At 37.9% G+C, this 17,441-nt stretch carries 16 protein-coding genes; 13 read left to right on the top strand and 3 right to left on the bottom strand.

What is annotated here, in order from left to right; translation table 11 throughout:
- The first annotated feature begins 12 nt into the window (after positions 1-12).
- The 6 genes from menB to NST14_RS24705 all read left to right on the top strand — a co-directional run bounded on the left by menB (position 13) and on the right by NST14_RS24705 (position 6,682).
- Positions 13-831, top strand: coding sequence for a 1,4-dihydroxy-2-naphthoyl-CoA synthase (gene menB / locus NST14_RS24730; protein WP_000963874.1), 819 nt, complete (start codon positions 13-15; stop codon positions 829-831).
- Positions 832-1,154: 323 nt separating this feature from the next.
- Positions 1,155-2,600, top strand: a complete 1,446-nt coding sequence (locus NST14_RS24725) for an o-succinylbenzoate--CoA ligase (RefSeq protein ID WP_229143065.1) — start codon at positions 1,155-1,157, stop codon at positions 2,598-2,600.
- Positions 2,601-3,707, top strand: a complete 1,107-nt coding sequence (menC, locus tag NST14_RS24720) for an o-succinylbenzoate synthase (protein ID WP_000403291.1) — start codon at positions 2,601-2,603, stop codon at positions 3,705-3,707.
- A gap of 234 nt (positions 3,708-3,941) precedes the next feature.
- Positions 3,942-4,640, top strand: a complete 699-nt coding sequence (locus NST14_RS24715) for a response regulator transcription factor (RefSeq protein WP_229143064.1) — start codon at positions 3,942-3,944, stop codon at positions 4,638-4,640.
- Positions 4,633-5,739, top strand: coding sequence for a sensor histidine kinase (locus NST14_RS24710; protein ID WP_229143063.1), 1,107 nt, complete (start codon positions 4,633-4,635; stop codon positions 5,737-5,739). Before NST14_RS24715 ends, NST14_RS24710 begins: the two co-directional genes overlap by 8 nt.
- Positions 5,740-5,821: 82 nt before the next feature.
- The gene (locus NST14_RS24705; protein WP_061536583.1) at positions 5,822-6,682 is read left to right on the top strand and encodes a M15 family metallopeptidase; all 861 of its coding nucleotides are present in this window, start codon (positions 5,822-5,824) and stop codon (positions 6,680-6,682) included.
- A gap of 121 nt (positions 6,683-6,803) precedes the next feature.
- Here the strand turns inward: NST14_RS24705 and NST14_RS24700 are convergent, their stop codons facing one another.
- Positions 6,804-8,033 (bottom strand): translocation protein TolB, encoded by a 1,230-nt coding sequence (locus tag NST14_RS24700; protein WP_076855905.1) that lies wholly within the window; start codon positions 8,031-8,033, stop codon positions 6,804-6,806.
- A gap of 210 nt (positions 8,034-8,243) precedes the next feature.
- On the opposite strand from NST14_RS24700, the gene NST14_RS24695 reads away from it, so the two are divergent.
- The 7 genes from NST14_RS24695 to NST14_RS24665 all read left to right on the top strand — a co-directional run bounded on the left by NST14_RS24695 (position 8,244) and on the right by NST14_RS24665 (position 14,654).
- Complete coding sequence (locus NST14_RS24695) at positions 8,244-9,344, top strand: amidohydrolase/deacetylase family metallohydrolase (protein WP_000139955.1); 1,101 nt, start codon at positions 8,244-8,246, stop codon at positions 9,342-9,344.
- Positions 9,322-10,425, top strand: a complete 1,104-nt coding sequence (locus tag NST14_RS24690; protein ID WP_000542376.1) for a DgaE family pyridoxal phosphate-dependent ammonia lyase — start codon at positions 9,322-9,324, stop codon at positions 10,423-10,425. The genes NST14_RS24695 and NST14_RS24690 overlap by 23 nt, the downstream gene beginning before the upstream one ends.
- Before the next feature lies 1 nt (position 10,426).
- Positions 10,427-11,182 (top strand): 2-dehydro-3-deoxy-phosphogluconate aldolase, encoded by a 756-nt coding sequence (dagF, locus tag NST14_RS24685; protein WP_000181910.1) that lies wholly within the window; start codon positions 10,427-10,429, stop codon positions 11,180-11,182.
- On the top strand, positions 11,175-12,191 hold the full coding sequence (locus NST14_RS24680; protein WP_229143062.1) for a sugar kinase: 1,017 nt from the start codon (positions 11,175-11,177) through the stop codon (positions 12,189-12,191). Before dagF ends, NST14_RS24680 begins: the two co-directional genes overlap by 8 nt.
- A complete protein-coding gene (locus NST14_RS24675; RefSeq protein ID WP_000539282.1) occupies positions 12,191-12,916 on the top strand; it encodes a GntR family transcriptional regulator in 726 nt (241 codons plus the stop codon). Before NST14_RS24680 ends, NST14_RS24675 begins: the two co-directional genes overlap by 1 nt.
- A 47-nt stretch (positions 12,917-12,963) precedes the next feature.
- Positions 12,964-14,289 (top strand): gluconate permease GntP, encoded by a 1,326-nt coding sequence (gene gntP, locus NST14_RS24670; protein WP_000356177.1) that lies wholly within the window; start codon positions 12,964-12,966, stop codon positions 14,287-14,289.
- A gap of 170 nt (positions 14,290-14,459) precedes the next feature.
- Complete coding sequence (locus tag NST14_RS24665; RefSeq protein WP_001290395.1) at positions 14,460-14,654, top strand: YjcZ family sporulation protein; 195 nt, start codon at positions 14,460-14,462, stop codon at positions 14,652-14,654.
- A gap of 50 nt (positions 14,655-14,704) precedes the next feature.
- Here NST14_RS24665 and NST14_RS24660 read toward each other — a convergent pair whose 3' ends face one another.
- A complete protein-coding gene (locus tag NST14_RS24660) occupies positions 14,705-16,681 on the bottom strand; it encodes an FtsX-like permease family protein (RefSeq protein WP_000144965.1) in 1,977 nt (658 codons plus the stop codon).
- Positions 16,678-17,430: an ABC transporter ATP-binding protein gene (locus NST14_RS24655; RefSeq protein WP_000393244.1), complete on the bottom strand. Its 753-nt coding sequence runs from the start codon at positions 17,428-17,430 to the stop codon at positions 16,678-16,680. Before NST14_RS24655 ends, NST14_RS24660 begins: the two co-directional genes overlap by 4 nt.
- Positions 17,431-17,441: the final 11 nt, after the last annotated feature.

The raw sequence follows: 17,441 nt of genomic DNA, 5'->3' as shown, positions 1-17,441 counted from the left end.
GAGGTAGTTGTAATGGCTATTGAATGGGTAAAAGAAGGCAATTACGAAGATATTATTTATTCAACATACAATGGTATCGCAAAGATTTCGATTAACCGCCCTGAAGTACATAACGCATTCCGTCCTAAAACGGTAATGGAGTTAATCGACGCTTTTGCACATGCTCGTGATGATGCAAATGTTGGCGTTATCATTTTAACAGGTGAAGGTGGACGTGCATTCTGTTCTGGCGGCGACCAAAAAGTTCGCGGTCATGGTGGATATGTAGGTGACGACCAAATCCCACGTCTAAACGTATTAGACTTACAACGTCTAATTCGCGCAATTCCTAAACCAGTTATCGCAATGGTAGCAGGTTATGCAATCGGTGGTGGGCACGTACTTCATATCGTATGTGACTTAACAATCGCTGCAGACAACGCTGTATTCGGACAAACAGGTCCTAAAGTAGGAAGCTTTGACGGTGGATACGGAGCTGGTTACTTAGCTCGTATGGTAGGCCACAAGAAAGCTCGCGAAATTTGGTACCTATGCCGTCAATACAACGCGCAAGAAGCGCTTGATATGGGCTTAGTAAATACAGTAGTACCATTAGAACAACTTGAAGCAGAAACAGTACAATGGGCAGAAGAAATTTTAGCAAACAGCCCAATGGCACTTCGTTTCCTAAAAGCTGCATTCAACGCAGACACAGACGGTCTAGCTGGTATTCAACAACTAGCTGGAGATGCAACGTTATTGTACTACACAACTGACGAAGCAAAAGAAGGTCGCGACGCGTTCAAAGAAAAACGCCGTCCAGACTTCGGTCAATTCCCTCGTTTCCCGTGATCAAACCAAAAGCGGAAGCAGCTCGTTCAGAATGTGAGGGGGATGGAACTCCTGACGTAGAGGCGCTTTTTGCCTCGTAGGAAGGCGTGAAACGACCGACTGTTCTAGCCGCTGTAGCTGGATGTTTTAAAAGCGGAGCCGACTGTTTAGCCCCGTTGACTAAGGTTCTTTCGCATAGAAAGTGTTTTTTACTTTCTTGTGCGGAAGGTTCTTAGACGGAAGGGGCTAGGAGGCGCAGCTGGATAAGGTCAAACCGGAAACAAAACAACTAAGAGACTTGATGTCATATCAAGTCTCTTTCTTTCATGAAAGGAGAATGAATGATGGAGACGATGCCAAATTGGTTAATGCAACGTGCATTTTTAACACCAGATCGCACTGCAATTGAAATAGAGGAAGAGAAAGTTACTTTTATGCAGCTGCATGAAAAAGTAGTATCTGTTTGTGAACACCTCACACATATAGGAGTGAAGCGTGGGCAAAAGGTGGCTGTTCTGATGAAAAATGGTATGAAGATGATTACAGTTATTCACGCCCTATCGTACGTAGGTGCAGTAGCTGTGCTTTTAAATACGCGTCTTTCAAGAGAAGAGCTACTTTGGCAAATGGATGATGCTGAAGTTATTTGTTTAGTGACAGATCAAGATTTTGAGGCTAAAGATATTCCTGTGTATTCATTCACCGACATAATGAATGGACCAAAAGAGGAAGCCTCTATACACGAAGAATTCTCTTTAAAAGAAGCGATGACAATTATTTATACGTCAGGGACGACTGGAAAACCGAAAGGCGTTATTTTAACGTACGGCAATCATTGGGCAAGCGCGGTTGGTTCTTCGCTTAATTTAGGACTTCGTGATGATGATTGCTGGTTAGCTTGTATGCCGATGTTCCACGTTGGCGGGCTATCTCTTTTAATGAAAAATATTATGTACGGCATGCGCATTTTACTCGTTCCGAAATATGATGCTGATTTTATTCATAAAGCACTTCAAACGAGAGGTGTAACGATTATTTCTGTCGTTTCTAAAATGTTAACTGATTTATTAGAGCGACTTGGGGCAGAGACATATCCATCTTCTTTACGATGTATGTTACTTGGCGGAGGACCAGCGCCGAAACCGTTATTAGAAACGTGTGTTGATAAAGGGATTCCTGTATATCAAACGTACGGTATGACAGAAACGTCTTCGCAAATTTGTACGTTATCCGCAGATTATATGTTAACGAAAGTAGGGTCAGCTGGAAAACCACTATTTCAGTGCCAACTGCGTATTGAAAAAGATGGCGTAGTAGTGCCGGCGTTTACAGAAGGCGAGATCGTAGTAAAAGGACCGAACGTAACAGGTGGTTACTTTAACCGTGAAGATGCGACGCGTGAGACAATTCAAAACGGATGGCTTCATACTGGTGACCTCGGTTATTTAGATGAAGAAGGATTTTTATACGTATTAGATCGCCGCAGTGATTTAATTATTTCTGGCGGAGAGAATATATATCCAGCTCAAATTGAAGAAGTGTTGCTTTCTCATCCGGCGGTAGCGGAAGCTGGTGTTGTCGGTATGACTGATGATAAATGGGGACAAGTACCCGCTGCTTTTATTGTAAAAAGTGGAGAGGTAACAGAAGAAGAAATTCTTCACTTTTGCGAGGAGAAATTAGCGAAATATAAAGTGCCGAAAAAAGCGTGGTTCTTAGAGGAATTACCACGAAATGCTTCGAAAAAATTGTTAAGACGAGAGTTAAGACAATTAGTGGAGGAGATGTAAGTGGAGATAAAAAAAGCGACACTTCATATAACGGAAATGCCACTCGTCATCCCGTTTGCTGCAAGCTACGGAACGTATGAAAAGCGTGAGAGTATCGTCATTGAATTAGAAGATACGGACGGGTACATTGGATTTGGGGAAGTCGTTGCTTTTTCTGAACCGTGGTATACGGAAGAAACAGTGAAGACGGCGCTGCATGTACTGCAAGACTTTTTATTACCGGATTTATTAAAGGCTGAAATTTCTCATCCGAATGAAGTGCCAAGTTTGTTCCAGCATATAAAAAGAAACCGAATGGCAAAGGCCGGAATTGAAGGGGCTGTTTGGGATTTATATGCGAAGCGTCAAAAGAAATCATTAGCGACATTGCTTGGCGGAACGAAAGCTGAAATTGAAGTTGGTGTTGTAATTGGGCTTAATACGATTCCGGTTATGTTAAAACAAATCGAGAAGTACGCGGAAGAAGGATACGAGCGTTTTAAAGTGAAAATAAAGCCAGAGCATGATTATGAGTTATTGAAAGAAATTCGTAAAGAGTTTCCGCATATCCCGTTAATGGCTGATGCAAATTCAGCGTATACATTAGCGGATACGGAGAGTCTGAAACGACTAGATGAATTCCAATTGATGATGATTGAGCAACCGCTAGCGGATTACGATTTTCTTGATCATGCACAGTTGCAAAAGAAAATAGAAACGCCAATTTGTTTGGACGAAAGTATCCATAGTTTAGAAGATGCGCGTGTTGCGATTACACTTGGCAGTTGTCAAATCGTTAACATTAAACCAGGGCGAGTGGGCGGATTAACAGAATCAATCCAAATCCATAATTATTGTATGGAGCATAACATACCAGTTTGGTGCGGCGGTATGGTAGAGATGGGGATTTCAAGAGCACAAAATGTTGCCCTTGCCTCACTGCCTAACTTTACGATTCCAGGCGATATATCCGCTTCTAGTAGACATTGGGAGAAGGATATTATTTCACCGCAAGTGATGCTTGAGGGAGGGAAAGTGATGGTGCCGCAAAGCGTTGATACTGAGTATGAAGTAGATCGCGGAAGGCTGGCGGAAATCACGAAGCAGCGGATTGTGTTTGAGCGGTAGGTTGAGTCTTTAAAATAGTGGGCGAATTTCGTCGTTAATTGTCGGTAAGTCGATATTCCTTGTCGAAACGTCGATATATTAAAAAAATCGTCGATATAATTCAAGTTGTGTTCGATATATTTGGAAAATCGTCGATATAATTTCATTTACTAAGGTTACTCCCGCGAGTAGCCTTTTCTTATTGTACAAATTGGATAGACTAGTTTACAATCGAGCGTATAAAGGGGGAGTAAAATGAAGCGCATTTCCATTTTAATAGCGGATGATGAGGCAGAAATTGCTGATTTAATTGAGATACATTTAGAAAAAGAAGGGTACCACGTCGTGAAAGCAGCTGATGGAGAAGAGGCAATTCATATTATTGAAACGCAGCCAATCGATTTAGTGGTTTTAGATATTATGATGCCGAAAATGGATGGGTATGAAGTGACGCGCCAAATTCGTGCGAAGCATCATATGCCAATCATTTTCTTAAGTGCGAAAACGTCTGATTTTGATAAGGTGACAGGTCTTGTATTAGGTGCAGATGATTATATGACGAAACCTTTTACACCGATTGAATTAGTTGCACGTGTAAATGCACAATTACGTAGGTTTCTTACGTTAAATCAGCCGAAAGTAGCGGAGAATAAATCTGCTTTAGAGGTAGGCGGGGTCGTGATTGATCCTGAGCGAAGAACAGTAAATGTGTACGGAGAACAAGCTGAATTAACACCGAAAGAGTTTGATATTTTATATTTATTAGCGAGTCACCCGAAGAAAGTATACAATGTGGAAAATATTTTTCAGCAAGTATGGGCAGATGATTATTATGAAGGCGGAAATACAGTTATGGTACATATTCGTACGTTGCGGAAAAAACTTGGGGAAGATAAAAGAAAAGATAAGCTAATAAAAACAGTGTGGGGAGTAGGGTATACTTTCAATGGATAACATGATGAAAAGCTTTCGATTTAAAATGATTGCCTTATTTGCGTTAAGTATGGTGCTCGCTGCAACTGTAACTTATATAATTTATAAAGGATTGCAGTTGTATTATAAAACGATGGTTCGCTATGAAGAGCCTTTAGCACAATTTAGGTCAATCGTAAGGGAATTTGGAGACATTAACTTCTTTTTAATTTTCTTTATCCCGTTGTCTATTATCTTTTTCTTCTTTTTGACAAAACCGTATTTAAAGTATTTTAGTGAGATTTCTAACGGGATTCATCATCTTGCGAACGGTAACTTTACGAATAGAGTTCAAGTTTCATCAAATGATGAATTTGGAGACATCGCGCGTGAAATAAATGTTGCGAGTGAAAAGTTAAAAGAAGCGGTGGAAAGAGGAGACTTTGCTGAAAGTAGTAAAGATCAGCTCGTTGTAAATTTAGCTCATGATTTAAGAACGCCGTTAACATCTGTTTTAGGTTATTTAGATTTAATTCTTAAAGATGAAAATTTAACAAAAGAACAAATTAAACATTTCTCTACAATTGCATATACGAAATCGCAAAGGCTCGAAAGTTTAATTGATGAGTTATTTGAAATTACACGTATGAATTATGGCATGCTAAAGCTGGATAAAAAGCCGATTGATATAAGTGAGCTGCTTATACAGCTAGATGAGGAATTGTATCCGTTATTAGAAAAACATCATTTAGAAGCTAGATTGAATGTTGATCCTCATTTGCCGATTAACGGTGATGGGAAATTGTTAGCTAGAGTATTTGAAAACTTGTTAACAAATGCCGTTCGATACGGATATGATGGGCGATTTGTTGATCTGAATGGGTATATCGATAATGGAGAAGTTGTCGTACAAGTTATGAATTACGGAGATAGCATTCCAGAAGAAGACCTACCGTATCTTTTTGATATGTTTTATACAGGTGATAAATCGAGGTCAGAGAACCGTGGCGGGACAGGCCTTGGGCTATTTATTGCGAAAAATATTGTTGAACAGCATAACGGGACGATTTCTGCTGAAAGTAATATAGTTAGAACAATGTTTGAAGTGCGATTGCCAAAAGACGAGCACGTAACAATTTAATAAAAATTTAAACTTTACCCCACTTTTTATTTTAATAGTTTTTTCTATTCTATACGTAAGTTACGTTAAGGAGGAACTAGAAATGAAAAAGTGGGTATTTATTTCTCTTTTTATCGCATGCACAATCTGTGTAGGCTTATATATATCACCGTTATTTCAAAAAGAAATTGATGTGAAAATCGGCGACGAAAATAGCGCAATAAAGAATGCAAATATGGAAAAGGTAGAGATTACAAAAGAAGAAATTTATAAAGGGAATCTATTATTAGTTAACAAAGATTATCCACTAAAAAAAGATAGCATTAGGTCTGATATTATAAATGTAAATCATAATAGTGAATTAGTGAGAGGCTACGTAATATTTGATAGAAATCTTCGTTTATCAAAGGATGTTGTAAAAAAGTTTTTGAACGTTGTCGATGCGGCTGGAAAAGATGGCGTACAACATTTCTTAATGAATAGCGGCTATCGAGATTTCCAAGAGCAAAGACAGCTATATGAAAAAATGGGATCTGATTATGCACTCCCAGCAGGATATAGTGAACATAATTTAGGGTTATCACTGGACGTTGGTTCAACGCAAAAGAAAATGGAAAAAGCGCCTGAAGGAAAATGGATTGAAGAGAACGTATGGAAGCACGGATTTGTTTTACGCTATCCGAAAAATAAAAGTAACATTACAGGCATTCAATATGAGCCATGGCACATCCGTTATGTCGGCCTACCTCATAGTGCAATTATGCAAAAAAAGAAAATTACATTAGAGGAATACTTAGACTTCTTAAAAGAGCAAAAAGAAATCACAACCGATGTGGAAGGTAAGCAATATACGGTTTCTTATTATAAAGTTTCCGGAAACATGAAAGTGAATGTTCCGGTGAATAAGCAGTATGAAATTTCGGGAAACAATATGGACGGGGTTATTGTGACGGTTCAGGAATAGATAATCTTGATTCTCCCATAATAGTGCTCTATCGTGGGAGAATCAAAATAGAGGAACAAGTACATTCCTAAATAATAGAAGAAGTAACCTTTATATGACGAGGATTGTAATTCGTACATTTTCAATGACGTTTATTCAGAGTAAAAAAAATCGGAGCTTCATCAACATTTTTCAGCCATATATACTCCTGACTATGGAAGCTATCCTTCATCCAGACATCGCCTTTATATACATTTGTTTTCTTGCGAAGCCAAGTAAGATAAGGTCCAATAACTTGAGGGTCTTCATCACGTTCATTCTGTTTTGGGAATGAGATTTGTCGCTGTTCTTCTGTTTTTATATTGATCATATAAAGTGTTGTAAACATCGTCGGAACAGGACCTTCTTTCCATGCCTTGTTTTCTTTTGCGCGAGCCACAACGACTTTGTTTGGTGAAAGCCATTCTAAATCAAGGTCTACATAACCTATAGGTGTGTATTCCTTTTGTTGTTTTGCTGTTACCATTTCTGCAATTGTGAGTTTTTTATTTTCTACAAAAAACCTTCCTTCTCCTGAAATATAGGCCAGTTGATTGGCTGATGGAGCCCACTTCATCCAGTCTTTGAACCATAGCATGTTACCAAGCGTTCGAAAGTGTGTCCCTTTTGATGAGATAACACATAATGTATTACTATCCATGGCCAAGGAGGCAGTAGGACTGGCCAAAAAACTAAGCCACTTTCTATCAGAACTCCACTTGAAATAGTTAGTATGCACCGCAAATAAATCAGTTTCATTTGTTTGAATCGTATAAAAAGGCTTTATTTTATCTTTAGCAAGATTTGCATCGACTGGAATTTTATAAAGTGGAACCTTGCCCCATCCAGTCGGACGCAAGCAGGATTGTGAGGAAACAATAAATTCCTTTCCATTTGGGAACCATTCGAAATCACTAACCCCAAGTGATACATTTTCAAAACCGTGCGGGCGACCATTTTTTATTTTTGTAACGTTTAATAAACCTTGATCAGTGTAAGCCAATTGATTTTTGTTTGGCGACCACTTAAAGTCAGATGTTACGACTCTTACATAAGGCTGATAGTTTATTTTCTCCTTCGTATCATAGATGAATAGGTTAGATTTTTTACCCGTTTCATCACTATCAATATAACCAATAAACCTACCATCATAAGACCATTTTGGAGAATACACATATCGATTCTTTGTGATTTGTATTTCTTGATTTCCTTTCTTTATCCATAGCTGATGATCCCGGATAAATGCAGCCGTGAGTGATGGAGGGGCTGCGCTAATCGTTGTTGGTACATACAAAGTGACTAAGGTTATAAATAATAAAATTCGAAATCCCAAGAATATCCCTCCTACTTATAGGTTGTCCGAATATGTAATGAAAACTCTCATTTTAAAAGTAGAGAAGAAAGTAATATAAAATTAAACATTATAACGTTATATTTACTTCTCCCTTTTTTTGTGTTAAGCTAAACGTGTGAAAGATATATAAAATGAAATTTTAATGTAAGCGTATTCTTATGGCTTATTATAGAAAAGGGTGGAAGTACAATGACAGAACGATTCGTACTACGTAATGTGAAACGTGTGAACGGGGAAGAGATTGACATTGTAATTGAAAATAATAAAATCGCACAGGTGACGAAAGCAGGTGCTGGCGAGGGTGGAAAGGTTCTTGATTACTCGGGTACTTACGTATCGAGTGGCTGGATTGATTTGCACGTTCATGCTTTTCCAGAGTTTGATCCGTATGGCGATGAGGTGGATGAAATTGGCGTTAAACAAGGGGTAACGACAATTGTTGATGCGGGTAGCTGCGGAGCTGATCGCATTGCAGATTTAGTAAAAAGTAGAGAGCAGGCGAAAACGAATTTATTTGCCTTTTTAAATATTTCTCGCATCGGTTTGAAACGAATTGATGAATTATCCAATATGGAATGGATCGATAAAGAGAAAGTAATAGAAGCAGTAGAAAAGTATAAAGATGTAATCGTTGGGTTAAAGGCGAGAATGAGTAAAAGCGTCGTTTGTGATAGTGGAATTGAACCGCTGCATGTAGCGCGCTCTTTATCACGTGAAACATCATTACCGATTATGGTACATATCGGTTCAGCGCCTCCTCGCATTGAGGAAGTTGTACCTCTTTTAGAAAAAGATGATGTTATTACACATTACTTAAACGGGAAAGAAAATAATTTGTTTGATGAAGAAGGTAAACCGCTACCTGTGTTACTAGAAGCAGTGAATCGCGGCGTTCATTTAGATGTTGGGCATGGTAATGCTAGTTTTTCTTTTAAAGTAGCAGAGGCAGCAAAGCGTCACGATATTGCCTTTAATACAATTAGTACAGATATTTACCGGAAGAATCGCGTGCACGGTCCAGTGTATAGTATGGCTCATGTTCTTTCGAAATTCCTTTACTTAGGTTATCCGCTAGAAGAAGTGATTGATGCGGTGACGAAACATGCGGCAGAATGGCTTAAGAAACCTGAGCTTGGCCGTATTCAAGAAGGGGATATTGCAAATTTAACTTTATTTACGGTGAAAGATGAGAAGATTACGTTAATAGATTCAGAAGGGGATCAGCGTATTGCTGAAAGAAGAATTGATACGAAAGGGGTTGTAGTCAATGGGTTATTCATTGAATGCTAAGTACGGATTAAAAAGAGTAATAAATGCGAGCGGTAGAATGAGTATTTTAGGTGTATCCGCTCCGACAGATACAGTTATGGATGCAATGAAACATGGGGGACAAAATTATGTGGAAATTGCTGATTTAGTAGATAAAGCAGGAGATCATATTGCGAGAATTCTAGATGCAGAGGCAGCGGTTGTTGTGAATTCAGCATCGAGCGGAATTGCGCTTTCTATCGCAGCAATTGTGACAGAAGGAAATCGCCGTAAAAGTGAAAGACTTCATCAAGAGGTCATCGCGAAAAACGAAGTGATTATGTTAAAAGGTCATAACGTTCAATACGGTGCTCCTGTTGAAACGATGATTTACTTAGGCGGAGGAAAACTTGTAGAAGTTGGCTACGCAAATGAAGGGAAAGCAGAGCATATTGAAGATGCAATTGGTGAAAATACAGCAGCAATTCTTTATGTAAAATCACATCATGCCGTGCAAAAAAATATGATTTCTGTTGAAGAAGCATGGGAAGTTGCGCAGCGAAATAATGTACCACTTATCGTCGATGCGGCAGCTGAAGAAGATATTCAAAAATATGTGAAGTATTCAGACCTTGCCATTTATAGCGGTTCAAAAGCAATTGAAGGGCCTACTTCTGGTATTGTTGGCGGGAAACGAAAATATATTGAGTGGCTGAAAGTGCAATTACATTGCATCGGAAGAAGTATGAAAGTTGGGAAAGAAACAACATTTGGCTTACTTCAAGCGCTTGATGAGTACGGAGTAAAAGAAGATAAGAGTGAGCAAGAAAAAGAGTTGTTACAAGTACTTATGCCGCTAAAAGAATTAAACGGTGTAAATGTAACGATCGTTCAAGATGAAGCGGGAAGAGCAATCTTTAGAGCCCGTATTCATATTAACGAAAAAGAGTTAAATAAATCGGCAAAAGACGTTGTGACAGCATTACGCGAAGGGGAAATCGCGATTTATACACGTGATTACGGAGTAAGACAAGGATTCTTTGATATTGATCCACGTCCACTTCAAGGTGATGACATACATGTGATTGAAGAAAAATTGAGAGAAATTGTAGGGGGAAACTAAAATGACAAACATTCAAAAACGTTTTTATAAAGGCCGCGTAGCATTAAATGTATTAGCGAACAATATCGAAAATGCGAAAGATATTTTTGAAGCAGCAGAAGGTTATGTAGTAGTGGGAGTGTTATCAAAAGACTATCCAACAGTAGAAGAAGCAGTTACAGCGATGAAAGCATACGGAAAAGAAATTGATGATGCTGTATCGATTGGACTAGGAGCAGGAGATAATCGCCAAGCAGCAGTTGTAGCTGAAATTGCGAAGCATTATCCTGGTAGCCATATTAACCAAGTGTTCCCTTCAGTTGGAGCGACACGTGCAAATCTTGGCGGAAAAGATAGCTGGATTAATAGTTTAGTATCGCCAACAGGAAAAGTAGGGTACGTAAATATTTCTACTGGTCCAATTAGTGCAGCTGGAGAAGAAAAAGCAATCGTTCCAATTAAAACAGCGATTGCACTTGTACGTGATATGGGCGGAAATTCATTGAAATACTTCCCAATGAAAGGGCTAGCTCATGAAGAAGAATATCGTGCAGTTGCGAAAGCTTGTGCGGAAGAAGGATTCGCATTAGAGCCAACAGGCGGAATTGATAAAGAAAACTTTGAAACAATTTTACGTATCGCGCTTGAAGCAAATGTAGAGCAAGTTATTCCGCACGTGTACTCTTCTATTATTGATAAAGAAACTGGCAATACGAAAACAGAAGATGTTCGTGAATTATTAGCAGTCGTGAAGAAGTTAGTTGATCAATATGCGTAAGAAAATTGCAGCATTCGGTGAAGTAATGATGCGCCTGCAAGTACCAGGATATGAATTGTTATCGCAAGCTAATACATTAAAATACTCATTTTCTGGTACAGGTGTGAACGTTGCTGCAGCACTTTCTCATCTCGGGCATGAAGGGCTTCTTATTTCTACTTTACCGGAAAACTCGGTTGGAGATGCTGCATTATCTTACATTCAAAAATTAGGCGTGCAAACCTCGCTTGTTTCAAGAGGCGGTAAATATGTCGGCATGTACTTTTTAGAAAATGGATTTGGGGCACGTGCAAGCCGCGTTACATATTCGAATCGATTAGAAAGTAGCTTCAATACGGTATGTAAAGAGATGTATCAATTTGAAGAAATCGCAAAGGAAATTGATATCGTTCATTTTTGCGGGATTACACTTGCGATGAATGATACTGTGCGCCATCATATGAAATCTTTAGCGAAAGCTGTTAAAGAAAACGGAGGCACGGTTGTTTTTGATTGCAATTATCGTCCATCGCTTTGGGGAAAAGATGGGTACGAGCAGGCGAAACCGCATTATGAAGAAATGTTAGGGCTAGCTGATATTGTAATGATGAATGAAAAAGATGCGATGTTCGTTCTTGGAATGAAAACAGAAGAGACAGAGCGAGAAGCTCAACTTGTTGACCTTATTCCACAAGTAGCTGAAACATACCATATCACTACAATTGCTGGTACACATCGCTCTATTAATAGCGATAACACACACTCGCTGCGTGGATTTATATGTAAAGATGGTACGTTCACTTTTGCAAAAACACTTACGTTTTCTGTATATGATAGAATAGGTGCTGGAGATGCTTATACGAGCGGGATTATTCATGGCGAGATAGAAGAATTTGCACCAGAGAAAGCTGTTTCATTTGCGTCAGCAGCTGGAATGCTTGCACATACAATCGTCGGTGATACGCCAATGTCATCAGAGAAGGATATACTTCGGGCAATGACGGCATCAGTAGGTGATGTAGAAAGGTAGTGGGTGTAACGGTGAACGTAACGAGAAAAAAAGGACCATTATATTTACAAATAAAAAACATTATTCGTGATCGAATATTGCATGGTGTATATGCAATTCATACAAATATTCCTTCCGAACCGCAGTTAGAAGAAGAGTTCAAGGTGAGTAAAATTACAGTACGAAATGCGATTAAAGAACTCGCTCAAGAAGGGTATTTAGAAAAGAAAAGCGGTAAAGGAACGAAAGTCATCCGTAACACTTCTGCGACAAAACTGTCAAAGGGTAAGAAATTTACTGAAGTGTTAGTGGAAGAAGGATATAAAGTACAGAAAAAATTGCTAAAAGCAGAAATTGTTCAGAATGAAGAAGGAACAGTGCCATTTCGATTATTCGGTAAAGAGAGTTTTCGTATTGAACGTTTATATACGTTAAATGATGCACCGTACATTCATTATACGCACTATTTCTCAGCGAAAATGGCAAGTACAGATTTATCGGATTTTGATTTGCAATCGCTTTATGATTTAGTCGAGGACCGAGGCATTCATTTAGAAAACTTTAGAGATGAATTCGCTGTTGGACTTGCGCCTAGTTTCGTTGCAGAAGCATTAGGTGAAAAAGAGGGCACAGCGTTATTAAAACGAATGCGCTATTCTTACGATGAAGTTGGCGAAGTAATTGAATATAGCGAAGGCTACTACAATACAGAAATGCAGCATTATGTAGTGAATTATGACGTATAAAAAGAGGGTATTCGCCCTCTTTTTTTATAAAGTAAGGGGAATGAAAAATGGATATATACTTATTAATCGTCACGTTACTTGCAATTGCGATTGTTATTTTAGGGGTATCATGGTGGAAATGGCATGCATTTATTAGTTTAACAGTTGCGAGTTTATTTTTAGCTATTATGTCTGGACTGAACTTAACGAAGATAGTGACTGCCTATGAAACTGGTGTTGGTAGTGTACTAGGGCATTTAGTTGGTATTTTAGCTCTCGGAACAATTTTAGGGAAAATGATGTCCGATTCAGGGGCTGGCATGCAAGTGGCAGATTTCTTTATTCGATTTTTCGGTGTAAAGAAACTACCGTGGGCTATGTTATTTGCAGGGTTTGTTATAGGGATTCCCGTCTTTTTTGAAGTAGGGATTGTCATTTTATTACCACTTGTTATTTCAATTCGAAAAACAACGAAGCAAAACATATTATTAATTGCTTTACCTGTTATTGCTGGGTTATCTATTGTTCACGGGCTCGTGCCACCACATCCAGGGGCGATGACAGCAATCGGTATTTATAACGCGAACTTAGGAAAGGTACTTTTATATTCATTACTTATCGCGTTACCAACAGCCATTATCGCAGGACCGATATTTGCAAAGTGGGTACATAAAAGGGTTATACCTGAAAATGAACCAGAGCTTATTCGAGTTACGACTGTCTCAACTGATTTACCGAGTCGTAAAGTTTCATTCTTTATTATTTTATTACCAGTTGTATTGATGATTTTATCGGTCGTTGCACCATATATTTCATTACCGAAAAAGATGACTGAATTTTTTGTATTTATTGGAAGTCCAGTAATCGCTTTACTTATTTCATGTTTCGCAGCATTTTATTTACTTGGAATAAGACAAGGAATTAATAAAAAGATGATTAAAAAATTAACAGACGAAAGTTTATTACCGGTCGGTTCCATTATTTTAATAATCGGTGCAGGCGGTGGATTTAAACAAATATTAATTGAAAGCGGCGTTGGAACGGCGATTGCGCAAATGGCAGAACATATATCGTTATCACCAATTGTGTTAGCTTTCATGGTAGCTGGATTAATTCGAATTGCAACAGGTTCAGCGACAGTAGCATTAACGACAGCAGCAGGAATTGTTTCACCAGTTATTCAGCACATGTCCGGTGTGAATTTAGAATTGCTCGTTATAGCAACTGGAGCAGGTTCATTAATGTTTTCTCACGTAAATGATGCAGGGTTCTGGCTTGTAAAAGAGTATTTAGGTTTGACGGTGAAGGAAACGTTTAAAACGTGGACGGTACTCGAGACATTGTTATCATTTATCGCATTTGGTTTTGCGCTTTTATTGAATATGTTTATTTAGGAGATACCTTAACAGGTATCTTTTTTTTTGATAAAGCCCATTTCTAAAAACAAGCCCGTTTTTAAGCAAGCCAAGCTTCCTATTCGCCCTGAAAACATACTATAAATGGAATCCCCTCATTTAGAGCAAGGTGAACTTGTTATGAATGATACTAAAGGAGGAATAGAGTAATGAGCGAAAAGTGTGAACACAGACATGATGATTGTAACCGCAGACATGGGTGCGGAGGCGGTTTTGCGCTTCTAATCGTATTGTTTATTTTATTAATTATCATCGGTGCTAGCTGCTTCGGTGGCGGAGGCGGTTGTGGTTATGGCGGTTACGGCGGCTACGGATATGGTGGCTACGGCGGATATTGCTGCTAATTAAAAACTATTGAAAATGGCCTTGTGCAATACGCACAAGGCCATTTTATTCATATTTTTATGTGTTGTGATAATTTATTAATGTACAGAGATCGGATTAAGAAGAAGAAAATAATCTCGATAATCCCAAAGAAAGTGAGTACAATTAATAGCTCTTTTAGTAAAGAAAAAGCGAGCATGCTTTGTAAAAACTTAACCGCAAATAATGTATGAACACCAGCAACAATGTAAGGGACGAAAAATAAAATTCCTAATTGAATCGTTGCGGAGCGAAACATTTCTGACTCAGTTAATCCAAGCTTTGTAATCGTAATATATTTTTGTTTTTCATTCGTTAAGTCGTTATACATACGGAAGTATAAAACACTAGCTGCACCGATAAAGAAAATAAAGCCGAGAAATGCCCAAATAAAGAATTGAGCAACTGCATTTCCTTTACTATGAACCAGTTCATCCGTAGCTGTATAAATATGAAATGGTTTAATGAAATCTTCTTCACCCTTATGTGCTTCATACAAAGTTTCTTCATCATGATTTAAGCTTTTTAATATATTTTTTGTTGGGACAATTGCATTTTCCCAATTCTCCACGAAGTAGTTATAAACTGTAATTGTTTCAATATGAGGAACCATATTTTCAATTACTTCATCTCGCATCACTATTAAGTGAGGTAATGCAAAGGGGGGCTCAATTCCTCTATTAATAAAACCTTTAATTTGAAATTCCTTTTTATTAGAGCCAAGTGTAATCGTGCCCTGCTTCGCAAATGGGTTAGATACGAGATTTAATAACGCTGGTGAATAGCGAGAAATATTATAAACTTGTGAAGATTCGAGAGTGATTTCTGGCCTGTTTAATTGCTTTGCTATTGCGTTATAATCACTCATTTTCATAATGGCAATTGATTCTTTTGAAGCTGTATCTTTTAAAACGGTAAATTTATATTTGTCATATTGAAAATTAGCATTTGTAAGTTCAGTTTCAATCGTAGTAATATGCTTTTGTTCAAATACATTAATACCTTCTGATGTATAGGTGAATGGTATAGGATATCGTTCTAGTATGGGTGCTTTCGTATGATTGTTTGCAGCAAATAACCCGATAATAATCGTAAATGCAAGTGCAGATAGCATAGAAACGATAAAGAGTACATTAATATTACTGCGGGTACGAGAAACTAAATCTGAAATCCATAACATATTTATTTGTTTCAAATAAAACTTTCTTCGTTTCTTTAAAATATAGATAAAGAGAAGAAATGTTTGTGAAAAAAATAAATACGTCCCAATTACTACAAGCGGTAAAATAGATAACATAATTAAGAATACAGATCCATTTTGGGCATTTTTTTCTGTTATGTAGCCTTGCGGATAACCGGCAATATAATAACATAGTCCTAGACAAGTTAAAGCAAATAGTGAAATGAGTATAGATGGTCTTTTTTCGCTCTTCTCTTTGTTAACTCCCTTAATAAGCTGCGTTGTTTTTCGAGTACGAATAAACATTGGTGTAAACGTAGATACGATGAAAAATAAAATAATAAAAGTTACGGTTGTAACGATAATAGCTTCTGTTGGCCAATATAAATAGAGGCCTTTTGCACTTGTTAATTTAGAAGTAACGAGTAAGAAAAAGTTAGAGAAAACAAGACCGCCTTGAATACCTGCAAAGATAGCAAGCATTCCAATGATCATATTTTCAGTAAACAAAAGACGTTTTAATTGTTTTTGAGATATACCGAGAACAGTTAAAACGCCAAATTGCTGCTTCCGTACATTTAAAAATGTTCCAATTGAATATAAGAGAAAGAAGAACGAGAACATAACGATAACCAACTGCGCTGTACTAGCTAAGTTCATTAGAGGATCACGTTCTTGGAAACTTTGTACACTTTGTAACCGCGGATGATACGCGTATACAGTAAATGAAAAGAAAACCATGATAGAAAACGCACTACTTACAAAGTAGGCGAAATATGCTTTTGAATTACGGGAGACATTTTTAAATGCGAATTGCCAAAATGTCATCCACGTCTTCCTCCTAGTAATGCTAAAACATCTAATATTTCTTGATAAAATTTCTCACGGTACAATCCGCGGTGTAGTTCATTGTAAAGTTCGCCATCTTTAATGAAAATGACGCGGTTACAATAACTTGCTGCGAATGGATCGTGCGTAACCATTAAAATTGTTGCATCTTCTTCTTTGTTCAATTTCGTAAATAGTTCCATCACGTCAATTGCCGCTTTTGAATCTAAATTTCCTGTCGGTTCATCGGCAAGTAAAAGTGAAGGATGATGAATAACAGCACGTGCTACTGCGGTACGCTGTGCTTGTCCTCCTGACACTTCAAAGATACGCTTGTCTAAAATATGATCAATTCCAAGTTTCTTTGAAATGTTATCAAGCTTTTCATCCATTTCTTTTAAAGGAACATTATCTAATGTTAAAGGTAGTACGATATTTTCACCGATTGTTAGTGTATCTAGTAGGTTAAAATTTTGGAAAACAAATCCTAGCTCTTGGCGGCGGAAAATAGCTAACTTCTCTCTACGAAATGTGTGCGGTTTTTTTCCATTAATCACGACATCACCAGCAGTCGGAGAATCAATGGTAGAAATAACGTTTAAAAATGTAGATTTACCGCTACCAGATGGTCCCATAATCGCAACGAATTCACCTTTATCTACATGTAAATTTATATTTTTTAAAGCAGTATGAGGGACCTTTCCTTCATACACTTTTGAGACATTTTTAATGTGTAACACTTCTTCCATAATAATCACCT

The sequence above is a fragment of the Bacillus sp. FSL W8-0519 genome (genome assembly GCF_038005585.1).
GTDB classification, from domain to species: Bacteria; Bacillota; Bacilli; order Bacillales; family Bacillaceae_G; genus Bacillus_A; species Bacillus_A paranthracis.
Note: the sequence above shows the minus strand (reverse complement) of the source record. Positions and strands in the feature narration are given on the sequence as shown.